At 69.7% G+C, this 25,963-nt stretch carries 26 protein-coding genes and 3 tRNA genes; 16 read left to right on the forward strand and 13 right to left on the reverse strand.

From position 1 onward, the window contains the following. Position 1 precedes the first annotated feature (1 nt). Together JNX00_RS16180 and JNX00_RS16185 are read right to left on the reverse strand one after the other, a co-directional pair. On the reverse strand, positions 2–1,018 hold the full coding sequence (locus JNX00_RS16180) for a response regulator (protein ID WP_070397475.1): 1,017 nt from the start codon (positions 1,016–1,018) through the stop codon (positions 2–4). Next, positions 1,011–4,523 carry an ATP-binding protein gene (locus JNX00_RS16185; protein ID WP_204742884.1) on the reverse strand — a complete coding sequence of 1,171 codons (3,513 nt, stop codon included), beginning with the start codon at positions 4,521–4,523 and terminating at the stop codon, positions 1,011–1,013. Before JNX00_RS16185 ends, JNX00_RS16180 begins: the two co-directional genes overlap by 8 nt. An 83-nt stretch (positions 4,524–4,606) precedes the next feature. Here JNX00_RS16185 and JNX00_RS16190 point away from each other — a divergent pair, with 83 nt between their 5' ends. From JNX00_RS16190 to JNX00_RS16230, 9 genes are all read left to right on the forward strand, one after another. Next, positions 4,607–4,909, forward strand: a complete 303-nt coding sequence (locus tag JNX00_RS16190) for an urease subunit gamma (RefSeq protein ID WP_070397473.1) — start codon at positions 4,607–4,609, stop codon at positions 4,907–4,909. Positions 4,910–4,925: 16 nt separating this feature from the next. After that, positions 4,926–5,513, forward strand: coding sequence for a HupE/UreJ family protein (locus JNX00_RS16195; RefSeq protein ID WP_070397472.1), 588 nt, complete (start codon positions 4,926–4,928; stop codon positions 5,511–5,513). Between the two features lie 5 nt (positions 5,514–5,518). Then, entirely contained in the window at positions 5,519–5,824 is a 306-nt protein-coding gene (locus JNX00_RS16200; protein ID WP_204742885.1) for an urease subunit beta, read from the forward strand. Further along, the gene (gene ureC / locus JNX00_RS16205) at positions 5,824–7,542 is read left to right on the forward strand and encodes an urease subunit alpha (RefSeq protein WP_204742886.1); all 1,719 of its coding nucleotides are present in this window, start codon (positions 5,824–5,826) and stop codon (positions 7,540–7,542) included. Before JNX00_RS16200 ends, ureC begins: the two co-directional genes overlap by 1 nt. After that, positions 7,542–8,144 (forward strand): urease accessory protein UreE, encoded by a 603-nt coding sequence (gene ureE / locus JNX00_RS16210; RefSeq protein WP_204742887.1) that lies wholly within the window; start codon positions 7,542–7,544, stop codon positions 8,142–8,144. Before ureC ends, ureE begins: the two co-directional genes overlap by 1 nt. Continuing rightward, complete coding sequence (locus JNX00_RS16215; RefSeq protein WP_204742888.1) at positions 8,110–8,826, forward strand: urease accessory UreF family protein; 717 nt, start codon at positions 8,110–8,112, stop codon at positions 8,824–8,826. Before ureE ends, JNX00_RS16215 begins: the two co-directional genes overlap by 35 nt. Further along, positions 8,823–9,494: an urease accessory protein UreG gene (ureG, locus tag JNX00_RS16220; RefSeq protein ID WP_070397467.1), complete on the forward strand. Its 672-nt coding sequence runs from the start codon at positions 8,823–8,825 to the stop codon at positions 9,492–9,494. Before JNX00_RS16215 ends, ureG begins: the two co-directional genes overlap by 4 nt. A 62-nt stretch (positions 9,495–9,556) precedes the next feature. Continuing rightward, a tRNA-Ser gene (locus JNX00_RS16225) sits at positions 9,557–9,644 on the forward strand. A gap of 82 nt (positions 9,645–9,726) precedes the next feature. Beyond that, complete coding sequence (locus JNX00_RS16230) at positions 9,727–10,260, forward strand: DsrE family protein (RefSeq protein WP_204742889.1); 534 nt, start codon at positions 9,727–9,729, stop codon at positions 10,258–10,260. A 9-nt stretch (positions 10,261–10,269) separates the two neighbouring features. On the opposite strand, the gene JNX00_RS16235 is transcribed toward JNX00_RS16230, so the two are convergent. Together JNX00_RS16235 and JNX00_RS16240 are read right to left on the reverse strand one after the other, a co-directional pair. Continuing rightward, positions 10,270–11,535, reverse strand: a complete 1,266-nt coding sequence (locus tag JNX00_RS16235) for a serine hydrolase (RefSeq protein ID WP_204742890.1) — start codon at positions 11,533–11,535, stop codon at positions 10,270–10,272. Positions 11,536–11,659: 124 nt separating this feature from the next. Then, a complete protein-coding gene (locus JNX00_RS16240) occupies positions 11,660–12,061 on the reverse strand; it encodes a hypothetical protein (protein ID WP_070397464.1) in 402 nt (133 codons plus the stop codon). A 208-nt stretch (positions 12,062–12,269) separates the two neighbouring features. Between JNX00_RS16240 and JNX00_RS16245 the strand changes: the two genes are divergently transcribed. Beyond that, positions 12,270–12,953: a heavy metal response regulator transcription factor gene (locus JNX00_RS16245; protein ID WP_070397463.1), complete on the forward strand. Its 684-nt coding sequence runs from the start codon at positions 12,270–12,272 to the stop codon at positions 12,951–12,953. Next, positions 12,950–14,338: a heavy metal sensor histidine kinase gene (locus JNX00_RS16250; RefSeq protein ID WP_204742891.1), complete on the forward strand. Its 1,389-nt coding sequence runs from the start codon at positions 12,950–12,952 to the stop codon at positions 14,336–14,338. Before JNX00_RS16245 ends, JNX00_RS16250 begins: the two co-directional genes overlap by 4 nt. Positions 14,339–14,355: 17 nt before the next feature. On the opposite strand, the gene hemW is transcribed toward JNX00_RS16250, so the two are convergent. Genes hemW through JNX00_RS16275 form a run of 5 tightly spaced genes read right to left on the reverse strand, consistent with a single transcriptional unit; the run spans position 14,356 to position 18,852 of the window. Beyond that, positions 14,356–15,576: a radical SAM family heme chaperone HemW gene (gene hemW, locus JNX00_RS16255; RefSeq protein ID WP_204742892.1), complete on the reverse strand. Its 1,221-nt coding sequence runs from the start codon at positions 15,574–15,576 to the stop codon at positions 14,356–14,358. Then, positions 15,573–16,190 (reverse strand): RdgB/HAM1 family non-canonical purine NTP pyrophosphatase, encoded by a 618-nt coding sequence (gene rdgB, locus JNX00_RS16260; RefSeq protein WP_070397461.1) that lies wholly within the window; start codon positions 16,188–16,190, stop codon positions 15,573–15,575. Before rdgB ends, hemW begins: the two co-directional genes overlap by 4 nt. Continuing rightward, positions 16,187–16,915 carry a ribonuclease PH gene (gene rph / locus JNX00_RS16265; protein ID WP_070397460.1) on the reverse strand — a complete coding sequence of 243 codons (729 nt, stop codon included), beginning with the start codon at positions 16,913–16,915 and terminating at the stop codon, positions 16,187–16,189. The genes rdgB and rph overlap by 4 nt, the downstream gene beginning before the upstream one ends. Before the next feature lie 27 nt (positions 16,916–16,942). After that, positions 16,943–17,845, reverse strand: a complete 903-nt coding sequence (locus JNX00_RS16270) for a protein phosphatase 2C domain-containing protein (RefSeq protein ID WP_070397459.1) — start codon at positions 17,843–17,845, stop codon at positions 16,943–16,945. Further along, positions 17,842–18,852: a serine/threonine-protein kinase gene (locus JNX00_RS16275; RefSeq protein ID WP_070397458.1), complete on the reverse strand. Its 1,011-nt coding sequence runs from the start codon at positions 18,850–18,852 to the stop codon at positions 17,842–17,844. The genes JNX00_RS16270 and JNX00_RS16275 overlap by 4 nt, the downstream gene beginning before the upstream one ends. Positions 18,853–18,911: 59 nt before the next feature. On the opposite strand from JNX00_RS16275, the gene JNX00_RS16280 reads away from it, so the two are divergent. The 4 genes from JNX00_RS16280 to JNX00_RS16295 all read left to right on the forward strand — a co-directional run bounded on the left by JNX00_RS16280 (position 18,912) and on the right by JNX00_RS16295 (position 23,078). Continuing rightward, positions 18,912–19,823: a YicC/YloC family endoribonuclease gene (locus tag JNX00_RS16280; protein WP_083292834.1), complete on the forward strand. Its 912-nt coding sequence runs from the start codon at positions 18,912–18,914 to the stop codon at positions 19,821–19,823. Between the two features lie 7 nt (positions 19,824–19,830). Next, positions 19,831–20,451 (forward strand): guanylate kinase, encoded by a 621-nt coding sequence (gene gmk, locus JNX00_RS16285; protein ID WP_070397456.1) that lies wholly within the window; start codon positions 19,831–19,833, stop codon positions 20,449–20,451. A gap of 18 nt (positions 20,452–20,469) precedes the next feature. Continuing rightward, on the forward strand, positions 20,470–20,673 hold the full coding sequence (rpoZ, locus tag JNX00_RS16290) for a DNA-directed RNA polymerase subunit omega (protein ID WP_009519945.1): 204 nt from the start codon (positions 20,470–20,472) through the stop codon (positions 20,671–20,673). A gap of 140 nt (positions 20,674–20,813) precedes the next feature. Next, positions 20,814–23,078, forward strand: coding sequence for a bifunctional (p)ppGpp synthetase/guanosine-3',5'-bis(diphosphate) 3'-pyrophosphohydrolase (locus tag JNX00_RS16295; protein ID WP_070397455.1), 2,265 nt, complete (start codon positions 20,814–20,816; stop codon positions 23,076–23,078). Here the strand turns inward: JNX00_RS16295 and greB are convergent, their stop codons facing one another. The 4 genes from greB to hrcA all read right to left on the reverse strand — a co-directional run bounded on the left by greB (position 23,079) and on the right by hrcA (position 24,944). Beyond that, positions 23,079–23,639, reverse strand: coding sequence for a transcription elongation factor GreB (gene greB / locus JNX00_RS16300; protein WP_204742893.1), 561 nt, complete (start codon positions 23,637–23,639; stop codon positions 23,079–23,081). Positions 23,640–23,711: 72 nt separating this feature from the next. After that, positions 23,712–23,788 (reverse strand) — tRNA-Arg (locus JNX00_RS16305). A 27-nt stretch (positions 23,789–23,815) separates the two neighbouring features. Then, a tRNA-Ile gene (locus JNX00_RS16310) sits at positions 23,816–23,892 on the reverse strand. A 32-nt stretch (positions 23,893–23,924) separates the two neighbouring features. Continuing rightward, positions 23,925–24,944, reverse strand: a complete 1,020-nt coding sequence (hrcA, locus tag JNX00_RS16315) for a heat-inducible transcriptional repressor HrcA (protein WP_116959474.1) — start codon at positions 24,942–24,944, stop codon at positions 23,925–23,927. 89 nt (positions 24,945–25,033) lie between these two features. Here hrcA and JNX00_RS16320 point away from each other — a divergent pair, with 89 nt between their 5' ends. Beyond that, positions 25,034–25,951: an NAD kinase gene (locus JNX00_RS16320; protein ID WP_070397437.1), complete on the forward strand. Its 918-nt coding sequence runs from the start codon at positions 25,034–25,036 to the stop codon at positions 25,949–25,951. Positions 25,952–25,963: the final 12 nt, after the last annotated feature.

Below are 25,963 nucleotides of genomic sequence, written 5' to 3' on the forward strand. Positions count from 1 at the left end.
CTCAGCCCCTCAGCGTCTCCAGCTGCCGCACCCGCTGCATCGCCATCGCCGCCGCCGCCGTGCGCGTTTCCACGCCCATCTTGGCGTGGATGCGCTCCAGGTGCTTCTTCACCGTGGCCGGGCTGGCGCCCAGGATGTCGGCGATGTCGCGGTTGATCTTGCCCTTGACGACCCAGTAGAGCACCTCGGCCTCGCGCGCGGTCAGGCCGAAGGCTTGCGACAGCGCGCTGAAGGCGGATTCGTCCGAGGTCTCCTGCATCACGATCAGCCAGTCGCCCTGGCCCAGGGGATCGCCGTCCTCGTCGCCCACGCGCTGGTGCAGGCGAAAACTCAGGCGGCGCGGACCATTCTGCAGCGTGAGCCGGGGCGGCTCGCGCAGGGCCTGGGCATCGGCCAGGTGGCGGCGCAGCCAGTGCAGCACCGCCTCGGGCGCGTGCACCGAATCGCCGCCGCCGTGCTGGCGCAGCAGCTCGCGCGCGAGCGGGGTCTGCCACAGCAGGCGGCCGTCGCTGGCGCGCACGGTGATGGTGGCGTAGCCGAAGGCGTCGAGCGCGTGGCGCGCCTGGCTGCGCTCGCGCGCGCCGTCGCGGGCCTGGCGCGCCTGGCGCAGGTGCAGGGCCATGCGGGCCATCACCTCGCGCGGCTTGACCGGCTTGGTCACGTAGTCCACGCCACCGGCCTCGAACGCGGCCTCCAGGTGCTCGGGCTCGGTCAGGCCGGTCATGAAGATGATGGGCGTGGCGGCCGTCAGCGCATCGGCCTTGAGGCGGCGCGCCACCTCGAAGCCGTCGATGCCGGGCATCAGCGCGTCGAGCAGCACCATGTCGGGCAGGGCCTGCTGCGCGCGGCGGATGGCGCTCTCGCCGTCGAGCGCCACGAGCACGGTGTAGCCGGCGCCGTCCAGCGCGTCGTGCAAGGGCGCCAGGTTGTCGGGCGCGTCGTCGACCAGCAGCACCACGCGGTGCTCGCCGCGCGGCAGGCGGGGCGACAGGCGCTGCGGGTCGATGGCCTCAGACACGGTCCTGCCCCAGCTGCCGTTCGATGGCCTCGAAACGAAACTCACGCGCCAGCGTGGCCAGCGCGGCGGCCTGACCGGCGCGCTCCGGCCGCCGCCGCACCCAGTCGTCCAGCCACTGCAGGATGCCGCGCGTGTAGCCCAGGCGCACCAGTTCCAGCAGCGGCGCGATCTCCTCGCGCGCCGGGAGCGCTGCCTCGGGCCGCGCCGGCGGCGGTGGCTCGGGCGCCGCGGCCGCCTCGGTCCAGCGCAGGTTCAGCCGTTGCGCCAGCCAGGCCAGCAGTTCCGAACGCCGCACCGGCTTGACGAAGAAGTCCTGCGGCGCCAGGGCCTCGCCGGGCCCCAGTTCGCTGTGCAGGCCCTTGTCGAAGGCGTTGGCCGAGACGATGGCCAGCGGCACCCCGGCCCAGCCGGCGGCGCGCAGGCGCCGGCGCGTCTCCCAGCCGTCGATGCCGGGCATGGCGAGGTCGAGAAACACCGCGTGCGGCGCGCGCGCCTCGCCGGGTCGCAGGCCGGCCAGCAATTCCAGCGCGTGGTCGCCGCTGCGCGCCAGCTGCACCTCGAAGCCCAGCGGCTCCAGCCAACGCTGCAGCAGCTCGCGGTCGGCCTCCTCGTTGTCCACCACCAGCACGCGGCAGCGCTCGCCCTCGTAGCCCGCCGGCAGCTCCAGGCGCTCGCGCACGGGCAGCGCACCGCGCATCTCGGGCAGGAACAGGCGCACGGTGAACACGCTGCCCTGGCCCGGCGCGCTGCGCACGCTGAGCTCACCCCCCATCAGGTCGGTCAGCATCTTGGCGATGGTCAGGCCCAGGCCGGTGCCGACCACGCCAGAACGTTCACCGGCCTCGCCCGCGCCGCGCGCGAAGGGCTCGAACACGCGCTCGACATCGGCGCTGCCCATGCCGGGACCGGTGTCGTGCACCTCGAAGTGCGCCATTTCGCGCGCGTGGCGCACGCGAAGGCGCACCTCGCCCGTCTGCGTGAACTTCACCGCGTTGCCGAGCAGGTTGATGAGGATCTGGCGCACGCGCTTGTCGTCGGCGCGCACGGCCTCGGGCAGACGGCCGTCGGTGTCGTAGACGAAGCGCAGGCCCTTGGCCGCGGCCTGCAGCTCGAACAGGCCCGCCACCTCGGCCAGCGTGGCCGCGAAGGCCATGGGTTTGACGTCGAGCGCGAACTTGCCGGCCTCGATGCGCGCGATGTCCAGCGTGCCCTCGATGAGCGACAGCAGGTGTTCGCCGCCGCGGTGGATGACCCGGATGGCCTGGGCGCGGTGCGGCGCCAGGCCGCTGTCCTCCTGCAGCAGTTGCGCGTAGCCCAGGATGCTGTTGAGCGGCGTGCGAAGTTCGTGGCTGATGGTGCTGATGTAGCGCGTCTTGGCCTGGTTGGCCTGCTCGGCCGCGTGGCGCGCCTGCTGCAGGGCCTCGTCGGTGCGGCGGTGCGACTCGATCTCCCGCATCAGCAGGTGGGTCTGCCGGTTCGACTCCTCCTGCGCCACCTCGCGGCTCTTGTGCGCCAGCACCAGCCACCAGGCCACCGTGGCGGCGATCAGCAGCAGCACGGCGTACACGCGCAGGAAGCCCGAGCGCAGCGCGGTGTCGAGCAGGGAGGCGCTGCCGCCGCCCAGGGTCGCCGCCAGGGACTGCACCTCCTGCCGGTACAGCAGCCCCAGCACGGCCGCCAGCAGCGGCGCCACGATGAGCATGAGCAGCAGGTAGTGCGCCAGGCCGGCGTCCAGGTAGGGCCAGGCCCGCCGGGGCAAGAGGCGGCGCAGGGCGCCGTTCCACTGCACCGACAGACGCGCGTGCGGCTTGCACAGGTCGCCGCAGCGCGCGTCCAGCGTGCAGCACAGGGAGCAGATGGGCCCCTGGTAGGCCGGGCAATGGGCCATGTCGGGCCCTTCGTAGACCTGTTCACAGATGACGCAGACGCCCCCGGCGGCAGCGCTGGCCCCGCCCCCTTGAATGGGGGCCACACCGGCGGCCTGGCGGCGCCGGCTCTGCGGTGTCTGCGGGCCAGATGGCCTCGCGAGATAGAAGCGCCCCCGGGTCAGCCAGGCGATCGCCGGCGCGGCCAGGAAGGCCGTGACCATCGCGATCACGGCCGAGAAGGCCTCGGCCGTGGGCCCCATCACGCCCAGGTGCGCGGTGATCGACACCACCGAGGCCAGCGCCATGGCGCCCACGCCCACCGGGTTGATGTCGTACAGGTGGGCGCGCTTGAACTCGATGCCGGGCGGGCTCAGGCCCAGGGGCTTGTTGACGATCAGGTCGGCCACCACGGCCATGATCCAGGCGATGGCGATGTTGGCGTACACGCCCAGCACCTGGCCCAGGGCCTGGAACACGTTCATCTCCATCAGCAGGAAGGCGATGAAGGTGTTGAACACCACCCACACCACGCGGCCCGGGTGGCTGTGCGTGAGGCGCGAGAAGAAGTTGCTCCAGGCCAGCGACCCCGCGTAGGCGTTGGTGACGTTGATCTTGAGCTGCGAGACCACCACGAACAGCGCCGTGGCCGCCACCGCCCAGCCATGGGGCAGCAGGAAGTCGTAGGCGGCCAGGTACATCTGGTTCGGGTCGACCGCGCGCTCGGCCGGCACGCTGTGGCGGATGGCCAGGTAGGCGAGCAGCGCACCGCCAAGCATCTTGAGCACCCCGATCAGCACCCAGCCCGGCCCGCCGGCGATGACCCCCGCCCACCAGCGCAGGCCCCGGCCGGGCTGGCGCGCCGGCATGAAGCGCAGGTAGTCGGCCTGTTCGCCCATCTGCGTGATCAGCGCGATGCCCACCGTGAGTGCCGCACCGAACAGGTGCCAGTCGAAGCCCATCGCGGTGCCGGACGCACCCGCGTAGTGCACCACCTCGCGGAAGGTCGCGGGCGCGTGCACCGCGACGGCCACGAACGGCACCACCATCATCACCAGCCACAGCGGCTGGGTCCACATCTGGAAGCGGCTGATCGCCGACACCCCGTGCGTCACCAGCGGAATCACCACCAGCGCGCAGATGAGGTAGCCCCAGGCGGGCGGGATGTCCAGCGCCAGCTCCAGCGCGTAGGCCATGACGGCGGCCTCCAGCGCGAAGAAGATGAAGGTGAAGGAGGCGTAGATGAGCGAGGTGATGGTCGAGCCGATGTAGCCGAAGCCCGCGCCGCGCGTGAGCAGGTCCATGTCCACGCCGTGGCGCGCCGCATAGACGCTGATGGGCAGGCCGGCGAGGAAGATGATCAGGCCCGTGGCGAGGATGGCCAGCGCCGCATTGGTGAAGCCGACGCTGAGCAGCAATGTGGCGCCCACCGCTTCCAGCACCAGGAAGGAGGCCACGCCGAAGGCGGTGTTGGCCACCCGCCATTCGCTCCATTTGCGAAAGCGCTGCGGCGTGTAGCGCAGCGCGTAGTCTTCCAGGGTCTCGCTGCCGACCCAGCTGTTGTAGTCGCGCCGCACCTTGATGATGCGCTGCGGGGCGTCGGGCGCGGCGGCGGCGGGATCGGCGGGCGAGGCGTTCACGGGGCTGGCGCTGCAGCTTTCATGCCACTACCCTCACCGGGTATGCGTCTTGCTGACCCGGCCCGCAGGAGAGACCGACCCCCATGGACCTGACCCCGCGCGAGAAGGACAAGCTGCTCATCTTCACCGCCGCCCTGCTGGCCGAGCGCCGCCGCGCGCGCGGCCTCAAGCTCAACCACCCCGAGGCCATCGCCCTGATCACCGCCGCCGTGATGGAGGGCGCGCGCGACGGCCGGACCGTGGCGCAGCTCATGAGCGCGGGCCGCGAGGTGCTCACGCGCGCCGACGTGATGGACGGCGTGGCCGAGATGATTCCCGACATCCAGGTAGAAGCCACCTTCCCCGACGGCACCAAGCTGGTCACCGTCCACCAACCGATTCCATGAACGAGGAGACACACGCATGACACAACACCACTGGATCAAGGCCCTGGGCGCCGCCGCGCTCGCGGGCACGGGATCGATCGCCCTGGCCCACGTGGGGGCCGATGGCCACGGCCACCACGGTTTCTTCGCCGGCCTGCTGCACCCCATCACCGGCCCGGACCACCTGGCCGCGATGGTGGCCGTGGGCGTGTGGAGCGCGGCCACCACGCGCCGTGCCTGGACCGCCCCCCTCGCCTTCGCGCTCACGCTGCTGGCCGGCGCCCTGCTCGCGCACGGGGGCATTGGATTCCCCGCCGTCGAACCCATGATCGCGGCTTCGCTGCTGGTGGTGGGCCTGCTGCTGGCGGCGCGCGCGAGGTTGCCGGAGGCGGCGGGCGCGCTGCTGGTGGGCGGCTTCGCGCTGTTCCACGGCGCGGCGCACGGACAGGAACTCGGCGGGCTGGCCGCCCTGGCCGGCATGGTGGCGGGCACGGCCCTGCTCCACGGGGCCGGCATCGCCCTGGGCCGGCGGCTGCGGCACCACAGCGTGTGGTGGACGCGCGCGGCCGGCGCCGTGGTGGCCCTGATGGGCCTGAACATGGGCTGGGGCCTGCTCGCGGGTTGACGGCCATGACACCCGGTGAATACCTCATCGCCGAGGGCGAGCACGCCCTCAACCCCGGGCGGCCCGCGCTCACGCTGGTGGTGAAGAACACCGCGACGCGGCCCATCCAGGTCGGCTCGCATTACCACTTCGCCGAAACCAACGGCGCGCTCGACTTCGACCGCACCGCCGCGCGCGGCAAACGCCTGAACATCGCCAGCGGCACCGCCGTGCGCTTCGAGCCCGGCCAGCAGCGCACGGTGGAACTGGTGGACTACGCCGGCGACCGCGTGGTGTTCGGCTTTCGCGGCCTCCTACAAGGACCCCTCTGATGGCGAGCATTGGACGACGCGCCTACGCCGACATGTTCGGCCCCACCGTGGGCGACCGCGTGCGACTGGCCGACACCGACCTGATCATCGAGGTCGAGCGCGACTTCACCCTGGCCGCGGGCGGCTACGGCGAAGAAGTGAAGTTCGGTGGCGGCAAGACCATCCGCGACGGCATGGCGCAGTCGCAGCGCTCGCGCGCGCAGGGCGCCGTCGACACCGTGCTCACCAACGCCCTCATCGTCGAGCATTGGGGCATCGTCAAGGCCGACATCGGCCTCAAGGACGGGCGCATCGCCGCCATCGGCAAGGCCGGCAACCCCGACACGCAGCCCGGCGTGGACATCGTCATCGGCCCCGGCACCGAGGTCATCGCCTGCGAAGGCCTGATCGTCACCGCCGGCGGCATCGACAGCCACATCCACTTCATCTGCCCGCAGCAGGTCGACGAAGCCCTGGCCTCGGGCGTGACCACCATGCTGGGCGGCGGCACCGGCCCGGCCACGGGCACCTTCGCCACCACCTGCACGCCCGGACCGTGGCACATCGAGCGCATGCTGCAGGCGGCCGATGGCCTGCCCATGAACATCGGCTTCCTCGGCAAGGGCAACGCCAGCCGGCCCGACGCGCTGCGCGAACAGGTCCACGCCGGCGTCATCGGCCTCAAGCTGCACGAGGACTGGGGCACCACGCCCGCGGCCATCGACCAATGCCTGGCCGTGGCCGAGGAGACCGACACCCAGGTCGCCATCCACAGCGACACGCTCAACGAATCGGGCTTCGTGGAGAACACCATCGAGGCCACGAAGGGCCGCACCCTGTGCGCCTTCCACACCGAAGGCGCGGGCGGCGGCCACGCGCCCGACATCCTGCGCGTGGTGGGCGAGAAGAACTTCCTGCCCTCCTCCACCAACCCCACCATGCCCTACACCGTGAACACGCTCGACGAACACGTCGACATGCTCATGGTGTGCCACCACCTGGACGCCGCCATCCCCGAGGACCTGGCCTTCGCCGAGAGCCGCATCCGCAAGGAAACCATCGCGGCCGAGGACGTCCTGCACGACCTGGGCGCCATCAGCATGATGAGCAGCGACAGCCAGGCCATGGGCCGTGTGGGCGAGGTGATCCTGCGCACCTGGCAGACCGCGCACAAGATGAAGCTGCAGCGCGGCACCCTGCCCGAAGACCCGTCGCGCCACGACAACTTCCGCGTCAAGCGCTACATCGCCAAGTACACCATCAACCCCGCCATCGCCCACGGCATCTCGCACACCGTGGGCTCGCTGGAGGTGGGCAAGTGGGCCGACCTGGTGCTGTGGAAGCCGGCCTTCTTCGGCGTCAAGCCCTTCATCGTGCTCAAGGGCGGCAGCATCGCGCTGGCCGCCATGGGCGACCCCAACGCCTCCATTCCCACGCCGCAGCCGGTGCACTTTCGCCCGCAGTTCGGCGCCTACGGCGGCGCGCTCGCGCGCGGCAGCCTGAGCTTCGTCTCGCAGGCCGCGCTGGACGCCGGCGTGGGTGAGCGCTACGGTCTGCGCAAGACCCTGTCCGCCGTGCGGGGCTGCCGCGGCGTGAACAAGACCCACATGGTGCACAACGCCTGGCTGCCCACCATGGAGATCGACGCCCAGACCTACCGCGTGCGCGCCGACGGCCAGTTGCTCACCTGCGAACCCGCCACCGCGCTGCCCCTGGCGCAGCGCTACTTCCTGTTCTGATGCTGCACGCCTCCCGACTCATCGCCCAGGGCCAGGGCCTGGCGCCCGTGCTGCTCAAGCGCGCGCCCACGGTCGAGCTCGACTGGGACGTGCGCCAGAAGAGCCGCTTCGACACCGTGCTGAGCGACGGCCGCGCGCTCGCGGTCTTCCTGCCGCGCGGCCGCGTGGTGCGCGGTGGCGACGCGCTGCTCACGGCCGAGGGCGAGCTGGTGCGCGTGATCGCCGCGCCCCAGCCGGTGCTGCGCATCACCGCCTGCCCGGCGCACCCCCAGGCGGCGCAGGCCTTCGACCTGATGCGCGCGGCCTACCACCTGGGCAACCGCCATGTGCCCATCGAACTGAAGCCCGATCACCTGAAAATCGAGCCCGACCACGTGCTGGCCGAGATGCTGCGCGCCCTGCACCTGGACGTGGCCGAAGTGATCGAGGCCTTCGAGCCCGAGGGCGGGGCCTACGGCGGGCAGGGCCACGGCCATTCGCCTGGCCACTCGCATGGCCACTCGCATGACCACTCGCACGGCCACTCGCACGGCCATTCGCACGGCCATTCGCACGGCCACGCCCCCCATGAGCACAACCACGGCCATCCGCACGACCACTGACGCGGGCCTGCTGCGCACGCTGTGGCTGGCCTCGCCGGCCCTGCCGGTGGGGGGCTTCTCCTACTCCGAAGGCCTGGAGACCGCGATCGACGCCGGCCTGGCCAAAGACGAGGCCGGCGTGGCCAACTGGCTCATCGACCAACTGCAGCTGGGCCAGGCCCGCAGCGACCTGGCGGTGATGGCCGAGGCCGTGGGCGCCTGGCGCGCGCACGACCTGGACCGCGTGCGCGCCCTGAACCACTGGGTGCTGAACACGCGCGAAACCAGCGAACTGCGCCTGCAGACCGAGCAGATGGGCCGGTCCCTGCTCGCCTGGGCCCAGGCCCTGGGCGAACACGGCGAGGCGGTGCGCGCCGCGCTGACGCAGGCCGGGCTGAACCCGCCCACCTGGCCCCTGGCCGCCGCCTGCGCCGCCGCGCAGGGCGAGGCCAGCGTGCGCGAGGCCCTCATCGGCCTGGCCTTCGGCTGGGCCGAGAACATGGTGCAGGCCGCCATCAAGGCCGTGCCCCTGGGCCAGGGCATGGGCCAGCGCCTGCTCGCGCGCCTGGTGGGCGAGATCCCCGCCGCCGTCGACGAGGCCATCGCGCGCGGCACCGACGACCAGCGCCAGGCCTTCACCCCCATGCTCGCCATCCTCTCGGCGCGCCACGAAACCCAGTACTCACGCCTGTTCCGATCATGAACACGACACCACTGCACCACATCCCGAACCGCACCAAGCCCCTGCCCCCGCTGCGCGTGGGCATCGGCGGCCCGGTGGGCTCGGGCAAGACCACCCTGCTGGAGATGCTGTGCAAGGCCATGCGCGAACGCCACGACCTCATCGCCATCACCAACGACATCTACACCAAGGAAGACCAGCGCCTGCTCACCGTGAGCGGCGCGCTGCCGGCCGAGCGCATCCTGGGCGTGGAAACGGGCGGCTGCCCGCACACCGCCATCCGCGAGGACGCCTCCATCAACCTCGAGGCCATCGACCGCATGCTGGAGCGCTTTCCCGAGGCCGACATCGTCTTCGTGGAAAGCGGTGGCGACAACCTGGCCGCCACCTTCAGCCCCGAGCTGAGCGACCTCACCATCTATGTCATCGACGTGGCCGCCGGCGAGAAGATCCCGCGCAAGGGCGGCCCCGGCATCACCAAGAGCGACCTCTTCGTCATCAACAAGACCGACCTGGCGCCGCACGTGGGCGCCGACCTGGAGGTGATGAGGGCCGACACCGCGCGCATGCGCCCCGACGCCCAGCGCCGGCCCTGGGTGATGACCAACCTCAAGACCCGCGAAGGCCTGGACGAGGTGGTGCGCTTCATCGAAACGCGCGGCCTGCTGAAGGCGGCGCAGCCGGCCTGAAAGCCTCGGCCCGCCGACCCTGTGTGCTGTCGGACGCGGCGCACTAGAATCCCAGCCGCTGCGGAGACGTGGGTGAGTGGTTTAAACCAGCAGTCTTGAAAACTGCCGACCCGCAAGGGTCCGTGAGTTCGAATCTCACCGTCTCCGCCAGCGCCTCCCACCGGCCCCGTTACAGTCGGCGGCTCAGCCCCTTGGTTGATCCCCCATTCCAACACTGTCGGAGACCCTCCCCATGCCCCTCACCCGCCGCGCCCTCGCGCCCCTGTTCGCCAGCCTGCTGTTCAGCGGCGCCGCCATCGCCGGGCCCAACGACCCGTCCAAGTTCGACGGCACCCGCTACGCGCCGCAGAAGGCGCTGTACGACTTCAACTTCGCCAGGCCCCTGGACGCCAAGCCCGCCTTTGGCTACGTGAAGAACCACCTGCGCGCGATCAAGGAATACGGCGACCCGAAGTCGCACATCGTGATCGTGGCGCACGGCAACGAACTGCACGCCTTCTCGCGCCTGAACCGCGCGGCCTATCCCGACATGTACGAGGAACTCAAGGCCCTGGCCGACGCCGGCGTGACCATCCGCGTCTGCGCCAACGCGGCGCGCTCGCGCGGCTACAAGCCCGACGAGTTCTACGACGTGATCACCGTGGTGCCGGCCGCCGTGATCGACCTGGCCAAGTGGCAGAACGAGGGCTACAGCTACATGTACGCCGAGTGGTTTCCGCGCCTGACCCGCGAGGAACTGGTCAAGCAGATCCCCGAACTGCAGTAAGCGGGTGAGTCACCAGGTCCGCCCGAAGCGCCCGGGCGGACCGTGCTGCACCAGCAGCGCCTGCCACAGCGCCGTCAACTCGGCGGTGGCGCCCGGGTCGATGGGGTTGAGGTTCACGGCGGTCTGCACCAGCACGAAGCGCGTGATCGGGTCGATCAGCACGAACTGGCCCAGCACGCCGCGCATGGCGTAGTAGCGCGGCGCCTCGCCCGACAGCCAGATCTGGTAGCCGTACGGCGCGTTCAGCCCACGCGCGGGCGTGGTGCTCTCGTAGACCCACGGGCGCGAGACCACCTGCCGCCCGTTCCAGCGGCCGTCGTGGGCGAGCATGAGGCCCAGGCGCGCCCAGTCGCGCAGGCGGGCCACCACGCAGCAAAAGCCCAGCGCCTCGCCCGACGGGTCGGTGTCCCAGGCGGCGTTGGCCTCCGCGCCCAGCGGCGCCCACAGCCGGCGGCTGAAGTACTCGGGCAGCGGCATGCCCACGGCGCGGCTCACCACCATGCCCAGCACCTGCGAGTCGGCGCTGGCGTAGTGGAAGACCGTGCCCGGCTCGGCGACGCGCGTGTCGAACTGCCGCACCGCCGCCACCGCGCCCAGGGGCGAGGGCCCGACCAGCGCCTCGGCCAGTCGGTGCACGTCGTCGTTCGGCTGGTAGCTCTCGTTGAAGGCCAGGCCCGAGGACATGGTCAGCAGCGCGCGGATCGGCGTGGCGCCGTAGGCCGTGCCCGCGAGTTCGGGCAGGTAGGCCGAGACCTTGTCGTCGATCGAGCGGATGGCGCCGTCCTCCAGCGCCGCGCCCACCAGCAGGCCGGTGATGGTCTTGGCCAGAGAGTGCGACAGGAAGCGGTCGCTGTCGCGGCGGCCGTACTGGTAGCGCTCGAACAGGATGGTCGAGTCGCGCGCGATCAGCAAGCCCGTCACCGGGTGGCGGCGCAGGTAGTCGCCCAGCGTGAGGGTGCGCCCTTCGTGCGTGTACTGCAGCTCCAGGCTTTGCGCGGCGCGCGACAAAGGGGACGGCGCGCCGGCGGTCGGTACCTCCTTCAGGGGGCGAACCTGGTCGTAGTGGCTGTGCAGGCCCACGTAGAGTTCCTGCCGCAACTCATCCGGCCGCAAACCGGGCCGGGGCACGGGGTAGCCCTGCGCCTGGCCATAGGCCGCGGCCTGCGGGCCATCCGGCACGAACACGGGATCGGCCCGCGCGCCCCAGGCCATCAGGGCCAAGACGCCGAAGAACGCGGCGGCCAGCGGGCGTCTGCGCAAGGGGAGCGGCGGCATCGCGGTTCCTGTGGGGCCCCGCAGGGGCGGTCGCGCGCATTATGCGAGGCACCCGCGCCGGCACAAAAAAACAGCGGCCCATGGGCCGCTGTCCAAACCTTGGAGGAGACGCGCGATCGCGGGATCAGTGGGCCTGCACGGCGCTCGGCGCCTGCACCACCGCATTGCCTTGCACGGCGCGCAGGCCGGCCAGGCGGATCTGCTCGGCCTGCTGCGGCGTGGCCACGGGCAGGATCTCGCCGCTGGCGACCAGGCCCAGGCGGCGGGCCTCGGCGGCCTCGGCCAGCACCTGCGCGCGGCTCAGCTGGCTGGCCACCACGGTGGCCTGGGCTTGCGCGGGGTTGGCTTCGCCGCGGGCGATCTGGTCGGCCTTGTAGGCCGGTGCGACCTGGGCCTGCACGTCGGCGCGGCTCAGGGTCGATTGGAAGTTGAACACTTCATTGCCCTCCAGCGGACCTTCGGCGAAGGCGGCGCCAGCGGTGAGGGCGAAGGCGATGGGCAACAGGAGGCTTTTCGAGGCTTTCATGACAGTTCCTTTGATGACGACAGATGGAGGGGAGGAGACGCTCTGAATGCCGCTGTTTGCCGGCATGGAAGGAACTGTAGGAAGCGGGGCTGTCGTTTTCCGAACGCCTGAATTACGTATTCGTAACCCAAGGCCGGCTCACTTTCCGTGACAATTTCATGGTGCGCAATCGAATAGCGCACGCCTATTTCCGCCCCTGCCCCACGCCATGCGCATCCTGGTCATCGAAGACGAAGCCAAGCAGGCCGACTACGTGCGGCGCGGCCTGACCGAGGCCGGCTATACCGTCGACGTGGCCCGCGACGGCATCGAGGGCCGCTACCTGGCCACCGAGGGCGACTACCAGCTCGTGGTGCTGGACATCATGCTGCCCGGCGTGGATGGTTTCGGCGTGCTGGCCGCGCTGCGCGAGAAGCGCAACACCCCGGTGCTCATGCTCACGGCGCGCGATCTGGTCGAGGACCGCGTGCGCGGCCTGCAGTCCGGCGCCGACGACTACCTCGTCAAACCCTTCGCTTTCTCCGAGCTGCTCGCGCGCATCGGCGCGCTGCTGCGCCGCGGCCCGGCGGCCAGCAACGAGGCCACCAACAGCCGGCTCAGCGTGAGCGACCTCGAGATCGACCTGCTCAGCCGCAAGGCCACGCGCTCGGGCCAGCGCCTGGAACTCACCGCCAAGGAGTTCGCCCTGCTGGCCCTGCTGGCGCGCCGCAAAGGGCAGATCCTGTCGCGCACCACGCTCGCCGAACAGGTGTGGGACATGAACTTCGACTCCGACACCAACGTGGTCGAGGTGGCCATCCGCCGGCTGCGCGCCAAGATGGACGACCCCTTCCGCCCCAAGCTGCTGCACAACGTGCGCGGTATGGGCTACGTGCTGGAGGAACGCGCGTGAACACCGCCGCCATCACCCCGCCCACCAACTCGGCCACGACGGAGCTGCGCGCCGCGCCCACGCCCTGCGCCTATTCCATCGGCAAGCGCCTGTCGCTGTTGCTGGCGGTGCAGACCATCATCGGCCTGGGCGTGCTGCTGGCCGTCATCTACGCCGCCACCTGGATGCTGTTCGCCTCGCGCCAGCAGGAGGAGCTGCGCGGCTACTCGCACGTGCTCATCGAGGTGCTGAAGGAGACCGATGCCCACGGCACCGAGGCCGACATGGTGCAAAAGCTGCTGTGGCTGAGCGAGCGCCGCCCCGGCAACTTCGTGGAGCTGCGCCGCGCCGACGGCAGCACCCTGTACCGCGATCCCCTGCCCAGCTTCGACCCCGCCACCGCCCCCACGAGCGAACTGCGGTTCGAGGTGCCGCGCGCCGATGGCAGTGCGCCGCTCAAGGGTCGGCTGGTGATGGACTGTTCGCGCGACGCGCAGTACGGCCGGCGCATGGCGCTGCTGCTGGTGGCCGTCACGCTGGCGGGCGGCGCCTTCGTGGCCTGGGCCACCTACTGGCGCGTGCGCAGCAGCCTGCGCCCGCTGATGGACCTGGCGGCGCAGACGCGTGCCATCGACGTGCGCCGGCTGGACCAGCGCCTGACGCTGTGCGAGCCCACCGAAGAACTGCAGCCGCTGATCGAGCAGTTCAACGGCCTGATGCAGCGCGTGGAGCGCACCTACGTTCAGCTCGAAGGCTTCAACGCCGACGTGGCGCACGAACTGCGCACGCCGCTGGCCAACCTGATCGGCCACACCGAGGTGGCGCTGAGCCGCGAGCGCAGCGCGCCCGAGCTCGAGGAGGTGCTGCTGTCCAACCTGGAAGAGCTGCAGCGCCTCGCCGGCATCGTCAACGACATGCTCTTCCTGGCGCAGGCCGACCGCGGCGTGAAGGCGCGGCGCGGCGCGCCCCTGAGCCTGGCCGAGCTGGTGCAGCAGGTGGTGGAGTTCCACGAGGCGCCCATGGAGGAAGCCGGCCTGGGCATCGACATCGAGGGCGACGCCCTGCTCGCGGTGGACGAGCCCCTGGTCAAGCGCGCGCTGTCCAACCTGCTGGGCAACGCCATCCGCTACGCCGACAAGGACTCGCGCCTGTGCGTGCGCATCCTGCGCGAGGGCGAACAGGGCGTGCGGCTGTGGGTGGAGAACGTCGGCCCGGCCATCGAGCCCGAGCACCTGCCGCGCCTGTTCGACCGCTTCTTCCGCGCCGACGCCTCGCGCTGCGAGCTGGAGAAGCCGCACCACGGCCTGGGCCTGTCCATCGTGGCCGCCATCGCGCGCATGCACGACGGCTTCGCGGCCGCCGAGTCGGCCGCGGGCCGCACGCGCGTGGGCTTCAATATGGTGTGAGTCCGGCCTGCCGCGCCTCAGGCCGGCAGGAACAGCGACTGCAGGTCGCTCAGGAAGTCGAAGCCGCGCTCGGTCGGACGCACCCAGCCCCCCTCCCGTTCGACCAGGCCCTTGGCCTCGGCCTTGCGCAAGGCCGCGTCGATGCTGGACAGCGGCAGGCCGGTGCCGGACATGAAGTCGGCCAGCGCGAAGCCCTCGCGCAGGCGCAGGGCGTTGAGCATGAACTCAAAAGGCAGCTGCGCGCGCGGCACCTCGTCCATGCTGGCCACGGCGTCGCCGGCCAGGGCGCGTTCCATGTACAGCCGCGGTTCGCGCACGCGAACCGGGCGTGCGATGCGGTGCGCAAAGCTGAGCTTGCCGTGCGCGCCCGCCCCGATGCCCAGATAGTCGCCGAAGCGCCAGTAGTTGAGGTTGTGCCGGCAGGCGTGCCCGGGCCGGGCATAGGCCGAGACCTCGTAGCGCTGCAGGCCCGCCACGGCGGTCAGCTCGGTGATGCGGTCCAGCATCTCGTAGGCCTCGTCGTCGCCGGGCAGCGGGGGCGGGAACTTGGCGAAGTAGGTGTTGGGCTCCAGCGTGAGGTGGTAGACCGACAGGTGCGGCGGCGCGAAGGACAGCGCGGTGCGCAGGTCGGCCTCGCACTGCGCGAGCGCCTGGCCCGGCAGCGCGTACATCAGATCGAGGTTGAAGGTGTCGAACACCTGGGCCGCCTCCTCCAGCGCGGCGCGCGCCTGCGCGCCGTCGTGCACACGGCCCAGGGCCTTGAGCTGCGCGTCGTCGAAGCTCTGAACGCCGATCGACAGGCGCGTGACGCCGGCCTGGCGGAAGGCGCGGAAGCGGTCTTTCTCGAAGGTGCCGGGGTTGGCCTCCAGCGTGATCTCGGCGTCGGGCTCCAGCGGCAGGCGCGCGCGCACGTCGGCCAGCAGGCGGTCGATGGCCTGCGGCGAGAACAGGCTGGGCGTGCCGCCGCCGATGAACACGCTGTGCACCGGCCGGCCCCAGACCAGGGGCAGCGAGGCCTCGAGGTCGGCGCGCAAGGCGTCGAGGTAGCGCGCCTCGGGCATGGCCTCGCCCGCCGCGGCCGTGGCGCTCCATTCGTGCGAGTTGAAGTCGCAGTAGGGACACTTCTTCAGGCACCACGGCAGGTGGATGTAGAGCGACAGCGGCGGCGGCGCGCCGAGCTGCAGCGTGCCGGGCCGCATCCAGTGGCGCGGGTCGCGGCTGGGCTGTAGATCGCTCATACCGGTGGGGTGGGCGCGAACCAGCGCTCGCGCATGAGCTCGAGCATGGCGCGCGCGGCCTGTCCGCGGTGGCTGTGCCGGTTCTTCACCTCGGGGTCGAGCTCGGCGAAGGTCTTGCCCAAGGCCGGGATGAACATCACCGGATCGAAACCGAAGCCGTGCGCGCCCACGCGCTCGCGCGTGATCAGGCCGGGCGCGCGGCCGGTGGCCACGAGAGGTTCGGGGTCGTCGGCGTGGCGCAGCGCCACCAGGGTGCTGACCAGGGCCGCGCGGCGGTCGCCGACGTCGCGCATCTGCTCCAGCAGCGCGGTGACGTTGTGGTCGTCGCCCTTGGGGTAGCCGTGCTGCGTGGCGTAGTAGGCGGTGTCCACGCCGGGCCGGCCACCGAAGGCTTCCACGCAGAGGCCGGCGTCGTCGGCCACCGCCGGCAACCCGCTCTCGCGCGCGGCGTGCCGGGCCTTGGCCAGGGCGTTCTCGATGAAGGTGCGGTGCGGCTCGGGCGCCTCGGGGATGCCCAGCTCGGCCTGGCGCACGAGCTGCACACCCAGCGGCGCGAACAGGGCCTGCAACTCGGCCAGCTTGCCGGCGTTGTTCGACGCGAGAACCAGCTTCATGCGCCGAGCGCGGCCTTCTGCAAGGCCACGAGTTCGGCGATGCCCTGTTCGGCCAGCGCCAGCAGTTGGTCCATCTCGGCGCGGGTGAAGGCCGCGCCCTCGGCCGTGCCCTGCACCTCCACGTAGTGACCGGCACCGGTCATCACCACGTTCATGTCGGTGTCGCAGGCGGCGTCTTCCACGTACTCCAGGTCGAGCAGCGGTGCGCCGTCCAGGATGCCAACGGAGATCGCGGCCACGTGGTCCCTGATCGGCGAGGCCGTCAGCTTGCCGGCGTCCATCAGGCGGCTCACCGCGTCCTGCGCGGCCACGAAAGCGCCGGTGATCGCCGCCGTGCGCGTGCCGCCGTCGGCCTGCAGCACGTCGCAGTCGAGCGAAATGGTGCGCTCGCCCAGGGCCTTGAGGTCGAACACCGCGCGCAGCGAGCGGCCGATCAGGCGCTGGATCTCCTGCGTGCGCCCGCTCTGCTTGCCCTTGGCCGCCTCGCGGTCGCTGCGCGTGTGCGTGGCGCGCGGCAGCATGCCGTACTCGGCCGTCACCCAGCCCTCGCCGCTGCCGCGCTTGTGCGGCGGCACCTTTTCTTCCACGGAAGCGGTGCACAGCACCTTGGTGTTCCCGAACTCGATCAGCACCGAGCCCTCGGCGTGCATGGTGTAGCCACGGGTGATGCGCACCGGGCGCAGGGCATTGGCGGCCCGCTGGCCCGGTCGTTGGACGGCCGTCATAAAGAAAAACCTCAGGAAATACGAAGCTCAGGCGTTGCGCGCGGCCGCCGTGCGGGCGATCGCCGCATTGATCTCGGCGATCGACTTTTCGATGGCCGCGTCGTCCAGGTCTTCGACGGTGGGGTCGGGCACGCCCGACTGGATGGTGGAGGCGAACACGCCGTCCTCGATGTCTTCGGTGGACACGCGCGTCGTCTGGTACTCGTCGGCGGTTTCCCACTCCATGGCGAGCACGGTGACGTTGTCGCAGCGTTGGCCGCCGCGCCGCAGCGCGGTTTCCACCAGGTCGGGAACGGCCTGCTCCAGCGGGCGCGTGGAGAGCTCGTTCACGATTTCTTCGTCCTCGACCGTGCCCCAGAGACCGTCGGAACACAGCAGCACACGGTCGCCCTGCATGAGCTGCACCGGGCCGGACAGGTCATACACCGGCTTGGCCGGCGAACCCAGGCAAGTGAAAAGGATGTTGCGGTTGATGTGCTCGGTGTTGCGGCCCAGGTGCGCCTGCTGCTCCATGTAGGAATGGTCGCGCGTGCGCGTGAGCAGCTCGCCGTCGCGCACCACGTACAGGCGCGAGTCGCCGCAGTGCACCCAGTGGATGTGGCCGCGCTCCATGACGGCCGCCACCAGCGTGGTGCGCGGCGTGTCGAGCATGCCCTTCTCGGCGGCGTAGCGGATGATCTGGTGGTGCGCGGCCATGAGCGCGCTGGACAGGAACTCGGGCACCTCGCGCACCGTCGGGTTGGCCGCTTTCTGGAAGTAGGCCGAGAGCGTCTGCAGCGCCAGTTGCGCGGCCATGGCGCCTTCCGGATGGCCGCCCATGCCGTCGGCCAGCACGAACAGGCCGGACTCGCGCGTGTAGGCGTAGCCCATGCGGTCTTCGTTGCGCTCGCGACCGCCTTGCCGGCTGATCTGGTAGACCGAAAACTTCATCGGAATTTGGTGCCCACGTCGGTGGACTTGCGCAGCAGCGACTTCTGCTTGTCGGAGACGATGTTGTCGAACTGCAGTCGCATCTTCTCGGCCACGGTGAGCTTTGTGTAGCTGCGCTCGGTCTCGCGGCTGAGTTCCTTCTGCAGCGCGAAGACCGATTGCGGGCGCGAGAGCGGGTCGAGCGACATGCACCACTCGACCACTTCGATCAGGTTGTCGGAGTACACGCCACGCAGGCGCGACAGGGCCAGCGAGAGGCGGTCCTTCTCGAGGCGCTGGGGCGCGTCGTTGGGCGGGTAGCCCTGCATGCTGGCGTAGATGCAGGCGCCGATGGCGTAGATGTCGGTCCAGGGGCCCATGGACGAATCGCGCCGGTACATCTCGGGCGCGGCGAAGCCTGGCGTGTACATGGGGCGGATGAAGTTGCCCTCTTTGCTCAGCACTTCGCGCGCGGCGCCGAAGTCGATGAGCACCGCGCGGTTGTCGTCGGTGACGAAGATGTTCGCGGGCTTGATGTCGAGGTGCAGCATCTTGTGCTGGTGCACGATGCGCAGGCCGCGCAGCACCTCGTCGTAGAGCGAGCGGATGGTGGATTCGCGGAAGACCTTCTGCTTCTTGAGTTCGCGCGCGGTGATGATGAATTCCTGCAGGGACGAGCCCTCCAGGTAGTTCATGACCATGTAGACGGTTTCGTTCTCGCGGAAGAAGTTCAGCACGCTCACCACCGATTGGTGGGAGATCTGCGCGAGCGCGCGGCCTTCCTCAAAGAAGCTCTTGAGGCCCAGGCGGTACAGCGACAGCTTTTCGGGCTGCACCTGCGGCAACAGCTCGCCGGGGCCACGCGTGGCCAGGGACGAGGGCAGGTATTCCTTGACGGCGACCTGCTGGCCTTCGGTGTCGACCGCGAGGTACACCACGCCAAAACCGCCGGCGGCCAGCTTGCGAACGATGCGGTAGCCACCGATCACCGTGTCGGGTGGCAGAGGAGCGGGTTTGACCTTTGACATAATTCGACCGGTTTCCGAAACGCCCCGTTTTGGACCTCCAACACCACCGGCCCAGAGCGATGGCAGTTTACAGCATGACCGGCTACGCCTCGGCCCAGCGAAACGCTGGCGCAGAGCCGGCCGCGGGAGAATCCGGCCCGTCCGTCGGTGTCGAAATCCGTTCGGTCAACAGCCGATTCCTCGATCTCGGTTTCAAGCTCCCCGACGACTTGCGCGCGAGCGAACCCGCCCTGCGCGAACGCCTCACGCAGCGGCTCAAGCGCGGCAAGGTCGAGGTGCGCGCCTGGATCGAAGCCCCATCCGACGCCACGCCGCGCGCGCCGGGCAGCGCCGAACTGCAGCGCCTGCTGGGGGCGCAGGACAGCATCCGCACCTGGCTTCCGCAGGCACAGCCGCTGTCGGTGGCCGAGGTGCTGGCCCTGGTGGGACGCCGCAGCGCCCCGCCGGCCGATCTGCACGAACGCCTGCCCGAACTGCTGGACACCGCCCTGACGCAGCTGCTGGAAGCCCGGGCGCGCGAAGGCGCCCGGCTGGCCAGCATGCTGCTCGATCGCGTGGGCCAGTTGCGCGCCCTCACCGACACGGCCCAACCCCTGATCCCCGAGCTCGTGGCCCAGCAGCGCCAGCGCTTCCTCGACCGTTGGCAGGAAGCCCTGGGCGCCGACGCCTCGGGCAGCGTCGCCGCCAGCGAGGCCGCGCGCGACCGCGCCCTGGCCGAGGCCACGGCCTTCGCCATCCGCATCGACGTGGCGGAAGAACTCACGCGCCTGCGCTCCCACCTGGACGAGATCGAACGCCTGCTGCAGCGGGGCGGCGAGGTGGGCAAGCGCCTGGACTTCCTGATCCAGGAGCTGCACCGCGAAGCCAACACACTGGGCTCCAAATCGTCGAGCCTGGAGCTCACCCGCGTCTCGGTGGACATGAAAGTGCTCATCGAACAGATGCGCGAGCAGGTGCAGAACCTCGAATGAGACCCTGATGCAATACCCCGGCAACTTGTTCGTCGTGGCCGCGCCCAGTGGGGCCGGCAAATCCAGCCTGGTCAAGGCGCTGATGGAGCTCGATGCCCGCGTGCAGCCCTCGGTGTCGCACACCACGCGCCCGCCGCGGGGGCAGGAGCTGCATGGCCGCGAGTACTACTTCGTGAGCCAGGAAAGCTTCGACCAGATGGTCGCGCAGGACGCCTTCCTGGAGTGGGCGCAGGTGCACGGCAACCGCTACGGCACCTCCAAGACCGCCATCGAGCAGCGCATCAAGCAAGGCGCCGACGTGGTGCTGGAGATCGATTACCAGGGCGCGCTGCAGGTCAAGCGCATCTTTCCCAACGCGGTGCTGATCTTCATCCTGCCACCCAGCTGGGAGGAGCTGCGCTCGCGCCTGGAGCGGCGCGCCGAGGACACCGCCGAGGTGATCGATCTGCGCCTGCGCAATGCCGCCCTGGAGATGGCCCATGCCCGGGATTTCGACTTCGTTATAATCAATGAGTTGTTTGAACGGGCCCTGTTTGACCTCAAGGCCATCGTTCACGCGCAGCGCTTGAAGTACGCGGCGCAGCGCAGCGCCCGCAGCGACACCTTCGAAGCGCTCAACATCCCCTGACATTGCCCGGAGCCCGCCATGGCACGCATCACCGTCGAAGACTGCCTGGAACAGATCCCCAACCGCTTTCAGCTCGTGCTGGCCGCCACCTACCGCGCCCGCATGCTGAGCCAGGGCCACGCCCCCAAGATCGAGAGCAAGAACAAGCCGGGTGTCACCGCCCTGCGCGAGATCGCCGAAGGCAAGGTCGGCCTCGAGATGCTCAAAAAAGTGCCGACCTGAGCCCCAGCGTCGCACCCTCCCCACAAAAGGCACCGTTCGACGGTGTCTTTTTGTTTCTGGAGGCGCCGATTCCGCCCCGCGACCAGGGCCTAGATCGGTGACCCAAAGCGGTGCACGCCGTCTGGCGCTACAGTTGCAGGATGACCCCTACCGTCGACGGTACCCTGGCGGTCAGCCCGCCTGATGCGGCCACAGCGGCCGCGAGCGCGGCTGCGGCCAGCTTCGCCGCGCTGCTGGGCAAGCTCGACTACCTGGGCCCCACGGACATCGAGCACATCCGGCAAGCCTACCGTTTCGCCGACGAAGCCCACCTGGGCCAGCTGCGCAAGAACGGCGATCCGTACATCACCCACCCCATCGCGGTGGCCTCGATGTGCGCGGAATGGAAACTCGACGCCCAGGCCCTGATGGCCGCGCTGATGCACGACGCCATCGAGGACTGCGGCGTGACCAAGCAGGAACTCGTCGAGCGCTTCGGTGCGCCAGTGGCCGAACTGGTCGACGGACTGACCAAGCTGGAGCGGCTGGAGTTCACCTCGCGCGAACACAACCAGGCCGAGTCCTTCCGCAAGATGCTGCTGGCCATGGCCAAGGACGTGCGGGTCATCCTGATCAAGCTGGCCGACCGCACGCACAACATGCGGACGATGGCCGACATGCCGCGCAGCAAGTGGCAGCGCATCAGCTCGGAAACGCTCGAAATCTACGCCCCGATCGCCCACCGCCTGGGCCTGAATTTCACCTACCGCGAACTGCAGGACCTGGCCTTCCGCTTCCTGCACCCCTGGCGCTACGAGGTGCTGTCCAAGGCACTGAACCGGGCGCGCAGCCGCCGCCGCGACCTGATCGCCCGCGTGCAGCAGGAAGTGGAAGCCGCCTTCAAGCGGCAGCTGATGCCGGTGCGCATCATGGGTCGCGAGAAAACGCTGTACTCGGTCTACCGCAAGATGGACAGCAAGCACCTGTCCTTCGCCCAGGTGACCGACATCTACGGCTTTCGCATCGTGGTGCCCGAACTGACCGACTGCTACACCGCCCTGGGCGTGCTGCACCAGCTCTACAAGCCGCTGCCGGGCAAGTTCCGCGACTACGTCGCGATTCCCAAGGTCAATGGCTACCAGTCGCTGCACACCACGCTGGTGGGCCCCTTCGGGACCGCCATCGAGTTCCAGGTGCGCACGCATGGCATGGACGTGGTGGCCGAGTCGGGCGTGGCGGCGCACTGGCTCTACAAGGCCAACGAGCCCGGCAGCGACATGTCGCAGCGCCTGGGCACGCAGTGGCTGCAGTCGCTGCTGGACATCCAGCAGGAAACGCACGACGCCAGCGAGTTCTGGGACCACATCAAGATCGACCTCTTCCCCGATGCGGTCTACGTGTTCACGCCCAAGAGCAAGATTCTTGCGCTGCCGCGCGGCGCGACGGTGGTCGACTTTGCGTACGCCATTCACAGCGACATCGGCCAACGCACGGTGGCCGCGCGCATCAACGGCGAGCAGCGGCCGCTGCGGTCCGAACTGGCCAATGGCGACGTGGTCGAAGTCATCACGGACGAGAAGGCGGAGCCCAATCCCACCTGGCTGTCCTTCGTCAAGACCGGCCGCGCGCGCTCCAAGATCCGCCACCACCTCAAGACCGTGGCGCAGGAGAAATCCCTTGAACTCGGCGAACGCATGCTCAGCCAGGCCCTGCGCTCCGAAGGCATCGCGCAATTGCCGGGCGAAGACGGTGAGCAGGCCCTGGTGTGGGAGAAGCTGCTGCGCTTCACCGGCAACAAGAGCCGGGCCGAATTGCTGTCCGACATCGGCATGGGCCGGCGCATCGCCAGCATGGTGGGCAAGAAGCTCGCGGTGCTGCTGTCCGAAACCGGACTCAAACCCGACGCGGTGCTGATCAGCACCGAGCGCTACGCCACCGCCGGCCACAACGATGGCGCCTTGCAGGGCGTGGTCACGCTGGACGGCAGCGAAGGCCTGTCCGTGCAGTACGCCCCTTGCTGCAAGCCCATCCCGGGCGATCGCATCGTGGGCTACCTGGGCCGGGGCGAAGGCCTGGTGGTGCATGCCGAGGACTGCCCCACCGCCCGCCGCCTGCGCGACCGCGACGCCGAACGCTTCCTCGAGGTGGAATGGGCCGACGAACCGGTGCGCTCCTTCGACACCACCGTGATCGTCACCGTGGCCAATGGCAAAGGCGTGCTGGCGCGCGTGGCCTCAAGCATCGCCGCGGCCGAGGCCGACATCACCCACGTGGACATGGGCGACGAACCCGCGCAGACCGCCACGGACATCCGCTTCTCGGTGGCGGTGCGCGACCGCCAGCACCTGGCCGACGTGCTGCGCAGCCTCAAGCGCACGCCCTCGGTCATCAAGGCCCAACGCTACAAGGCCGCGGCCAAGGCCTGATCAGGCGGCAGTGGGCGCCGGGTAGCTCACGTCCAGCACCTCGAGCTCCTGCACACCGCCCGGCACGGCGAGTTTGACCACGTCGCCGACGCGGGCCTTGAGCAGGGCGCGTGAAACGGGGGCCACCCAGCTCACCTGCCCTTGCGTGCTGTCGGCCTCGTCGATGCCGATGATGGTGATGGTGGTCTCGCGCCCCGACCCATCCGCGTAAGTGACGGTGGCGCCGAAGAACACCTGGTCGCTGCCGTGGTGCGCGGAGGGATCCACCACCTCGGCGATCTCCAGGCGCTTGGTAAGAAAGCGGATGCGCCGGTCGATCTCGCGCAGGCGCTTCTTGCCATACAGGTAGTCCCCGTTCTCCGAGCGGTCGCCGTTCTTGGCGGCCCAGTGCACGGCCTCGACCACCTTCGGCCGCTCCTCGTCCATCAGGCCCAGGAGCTCTCGGCGCAGGCGCTCGTAGCCCGTGCGCGTGAGGTAGTTCTTGCCGCCTGGTGTGGCCGGCGCGCCGACGCCATCGTCATCGTCGTCCGAATCGGATTCGCGGGTGAATGCCTTGCTCATGGTGACGGGTACGCGCGAAAGAGGCACCAGAAAGAGAAAAGCCCGCAGCTTGTGGCTGCGGGCTTTCAGTAGTGGCGCGGCTGGCAGGATTCGAACCCACGACCCCTTGGTTCGTAGCCAAGTACTCTATCCAACTGAGCTACAGCCGCGAAGCCTCGCAGTATAGCAGGCTTTTTTGGTAGGCCGTGTTGGGCTTGAACCAACGACCAAAGGATTATGAGTCCTCTGCTCTGACCAACTGAGCTAACGGCCCGAGCGCGGGATTGTAGGGCGCCCCCTGCGCACCTACCCCTGCTTGGTATGGCTCAGCGCATTGCTCACCAGCTTGGCCGTCACGTCGACGATCTGGATCATGCGGTCGTAGGGCATTCGCTGCGGCCCGATCACGCCCAGGGTGCCGACGACCTGGCCGTCCACCTCGTAGGGCGCCGTCACCACCGACAGGTCTTCGTACGGCACCACCTGGCTTTCACCGCCGATGTAGATGCGCACGCCGTCGGCCTGCGTGGAGACGTCGAGCAGGCGCATGAGCTGGGTCTTCTGCTCGAACAGGTCGAACAGGCGGCGCAGGTTGCCCAGGTCGCTGCTGAACTCGCTCACCGACAGCAGGTTGCGCTCGCCGGCGACCACCACCTCGTCCTGCTGGGCCGGCTGCGCGCCGATGTCCACGGCCTGCTTCATCAGGTCGGCGATCTCGCCGCGCAGCGCGTCCAGCTCGGTGGTGAGGCGCTCGCGCACGGCCTCGATGGTGAGCCCCGCGTAGTGGGTGTTGAGGAAATTGGCCGCTTCGACCAGCTGCGACTGCGTGAAACTGGCCTGGGTCTGGATGATGCGGTTTTGCACCTCGCCGTCGGGCGAGACGATGATCACCAGCACGCGCCGCTCGGACAGGCTGAGGAATTCGATGTGCCGGAACACCGAGGCGCGGCGCGGCGCCATGACCACGCCGACGAACTGCGACAGGCTGGACAGCAGGTGCGCGGCCTGGCTGATGACGCGCTGCGGCGATTCCGCGCCCGGCGCGCTGAACTCGGTGACGCGCGGCATCATTTCCTCGCGCCGCACGGTGAGCATGGTGTCCACGAAGAGCCGGTAACCGCGCGCCGTGGGAATGCGCCCCGCCGAGGTGTGCGGGCTGGCGATCAGGCCCAGCTCTTCCAGGTCGCTCATCACGTTGCGGATGGTCGCCGGCGACAGTTCCAGCCCGGCGGCCCGGGCCAGCGTGCGCGAACCCACCGGTTGCCCGTCGGCGATGTAGCGCTCCACCAGCGCCTTGAGCAGCAACTTAGCGCGATCGTCCATCATCCGAACCATTCTAAGGAAAGCCCCGGCGGCGCGCGCTGCGGTGCGGCGCAACCCCCTTCGCACACGACACCGTGTGATGTAATTTGCGCATGAATGCCCCGCTGCATCCCCGCGCCACGACACCCGCCGCGAAACGCCCCTTGCGCTTCGTCCACGTGGTCATCGTGGGCAAGTACCAGGCGCCGGGCGCCCGCCATGTGGTCGAAGAGATCGCCCAGTTCCTGCACGCCCAGGGCTGCGAGGTCTCTCTGGAGCAGCAGACCGCGCAGAACACGGGGCTGACGGACTACCCCTCGCTCGACGTGCCCGGCATCGGCCGGCACGCCCAGCTCGCGCTGGTGGTCGGGGGCGACGGCACCCTGCTGGGCATCGGCCGGCAGATGGCGCGCCAGGGCGTGCCGCTGGTGGGCATCAACCAGGGCCGGCTCGGCTTCATCACCGACATCGCCTTCGAGGACTACCGCGAGGCCCTGTGCCCCATCCTGCGCGGCGACTACCAGGAAGAGGCGCGCGCCCTGATGGCGGCCAGCGTTTGGCGCGACGGCCATTGCGTCTATGAGGCCACCGCGCTCAACGACGTGGTCGTCAACCGCGGCGCCGTGGCCAGCATGATCGAGTTGCGCGTGGAAGTCGACGGCCGCTTCGTGGCCAACCAGCGCGCCGACGGCCTGATCATCGCCTCGCCCACCGGCTCCACCGCCTACGCGCTGTCGGCCGGCGGGCCGCTGCTGCACCCGAGCATCGGCGGCTGGGTGATGGTGCCGATCGCGCCGCACACCCTGTCCAACCGCCCCGTGGTACTGCCCGCGCATTGCGAGATCGCCCTGGAGCTCGTCAACGGGCGCGACGCCAGCGCGAACTTCGACATGCAGACGTTCACGAGCCTGTTGCACGGCGACCGCATCGTCGTGAAGCGCTCGGAACACGCGCTGCGCCTGCTGCACCCGGTCGGCTGGAACTACTTCGACACCCTGCGCCGCAAGCTGCACTGGAACGAGGGCGCCTGACGCGGCCCGATT

The organism is Hydrogenophaga sp. YM1, assembly GCF_016903055.1.
GTDB classification, from domain to species: Bacteria; Pseudomonadota; Gammaproteobacteria; order Burkholderiales; family Burkholderiaceae_C; genus Hydrogenophaga; species Hydrogenophaga borbori.

Excerpts from the sequence above, each read along its gene's own strand:
- JNX00_RS16190 (WP_070397473.1), top strand. The coding sequence starts at position 4,607 with ATGGACCTGACCCCGCGCGAGAAGGACAAGCTGCTCATCTTCACCGCC.
- JNX00_RS16195 (WP_070397472.1), top strand. The coding sequence starts at position 4,926 with ATGACACAACACCACTGGATCAAGGCCCTGGGCGCCGCCGCGCTCGCG.
- JNX00_RS16200 (WP_204742885.1), top strand. The coding sequence starts at position 5,519 with ATGACACCCGGTGAATACCTCATCGCCGAGGGCGAGCACGCCCTCAAC.
- ureC (WP_204742886.1), top strand. The coding sequence starts at position 5,824 with ATGGCGAGCATTGGACGACGCGCCTACGCCGACATGTTCGGCCCCACC.
- ureE (WP_204742887.1), top strand. The coding sequence starts at position 7,542 with ATGCTGCACGCCTCCCGACTCATCGCCCAGGGCCAGGGCCTGGCGCCC.
- JNX00_RS16215 (WP_204742888.1), top strand. The coding sequence starts at position 8,110 with ATGAGCACAACCACGGCCATCCGCACGACCACTGACGCGGGCCTGCTG.
- ureG (WP_070397467.1), top strand. The coding sequence starts at position 8,823 with ATGAACACGACACCACTGCACCACATCCCGAACCGCACCAAGCCCCTG.
- JNX00_RS16230 (WP_204742889.1), top strand. The coding sequence starts at position 9,727 with ATGCCCCTCACCCGCCGCGCCCTCGCGCCCCTGTTCGCCAGCCTGCTG.
- JNX00_RS16235 (WP_204742890.1), bottom strand. The coding sequence starts at position 11,535 with ATGCCGCCGCTCCCCTTGCGCAGACGCCCGCTGGCCGCCGCGTTCTTC.
- JNX00_RS16240 (WP_070397464.1), bottom strand. The coding sequence starts at position 12,061 with ATGAAAGCCTCGAAAAGCCTCCTGTTGCCCATCGCCTTCGCCCTCACC.
- JNX00_RS16245 (WP_070397463.1), top strand. The coding sequence starts at position 12,270 with ATGCGCATCCTGGTCATCGAAGACGAAGCCAAGCAGGCCGACTACGTG.
- hemW (WP_204742892.1), bottom strand. The coding sequence starts at position 15,576 with ATGAGCGATCTACAGCCCAGCCGCGACCCGCGCCACTGGATGCGGCCC.
- rdgB (WP_070397461.1), bottom strand. The coding sequence starts at position 16,190 with ATGAAGCTGGTTCTCGCGTCGAACAACGCCGGCAAGCTGGCCGAGTTG.
- rph (WP_070397460.1), bottom strand. The coding sequence starts at position 16,915 with ATGACGGCCGTCCAACGACCGGGCCAGCGGGCCGCCAATGCCCTGCGC.
- JNX00_RS16270 (WP_070397459.1), bottom strand. The coding sequence starts at position 17,845 with ATGAAGTTTTCGGTCTACCAGATCAGCCGGCAAGGCGGTCGCGAGCGC.
- JNX00_RS16275 (WP_070397458.1), bottom strand. The coding sequence starts at position 18,852 with ATGTCAAAGGTCAAACCCGCTCCTCTGCCACCCGACACGGTGATCGGT.
- JNX00_RS16280 (WP_083292834.1), top strand. The coding sequence starts at position 18,912 with ATGGCAGTTTACAGCATGACCGGCTACGCCTCGGCCCAGCGAAACGCT.
- gmk (WP_070397456.1), top strand. The coding sequence starts at position 19,831 with ATGCAATACCCCGGCAACTTGTTCGTCGTGGCCGCGCCCAGTGGGGCC.
- rpoZ (WP_009519945.1), top strand. The coding sequence starts at position 20,470 with ATGGCACGCATCACCGTCGAAGACTGCCTGGAACAGATCCCCAACCGC.
- JNX00_RS16295 (WP_070397455.1), top strand. The coding sequence starts at position 20,814 with ATGACCCCTACCGTCGACGGTACCCTGGCGGTCAGCCCGCCTGATGCG.
- greB (WP_204742893.1), bottom strand. The coding sequence starts at position 23,639 with ATGAGCAAGGCATTCACCCGCGAATCCGATTCGGACGACGATGACGAT.
- hrcA (WP_116959474.1), bottom strand. The coding sequence starts at position 24,944 with ATGATGGACGATCGCGCTAAGTTGCTGCTCAAGGCGCTGGTGGAGCGC.
- JNX00_RS16320 (WP_070397437.1), top strand. The coding sequence starts at position 25,034 with ATGAATGCCCCGCTGCATCCCCGCGCCACGACACCCGCCGCGAAACGC.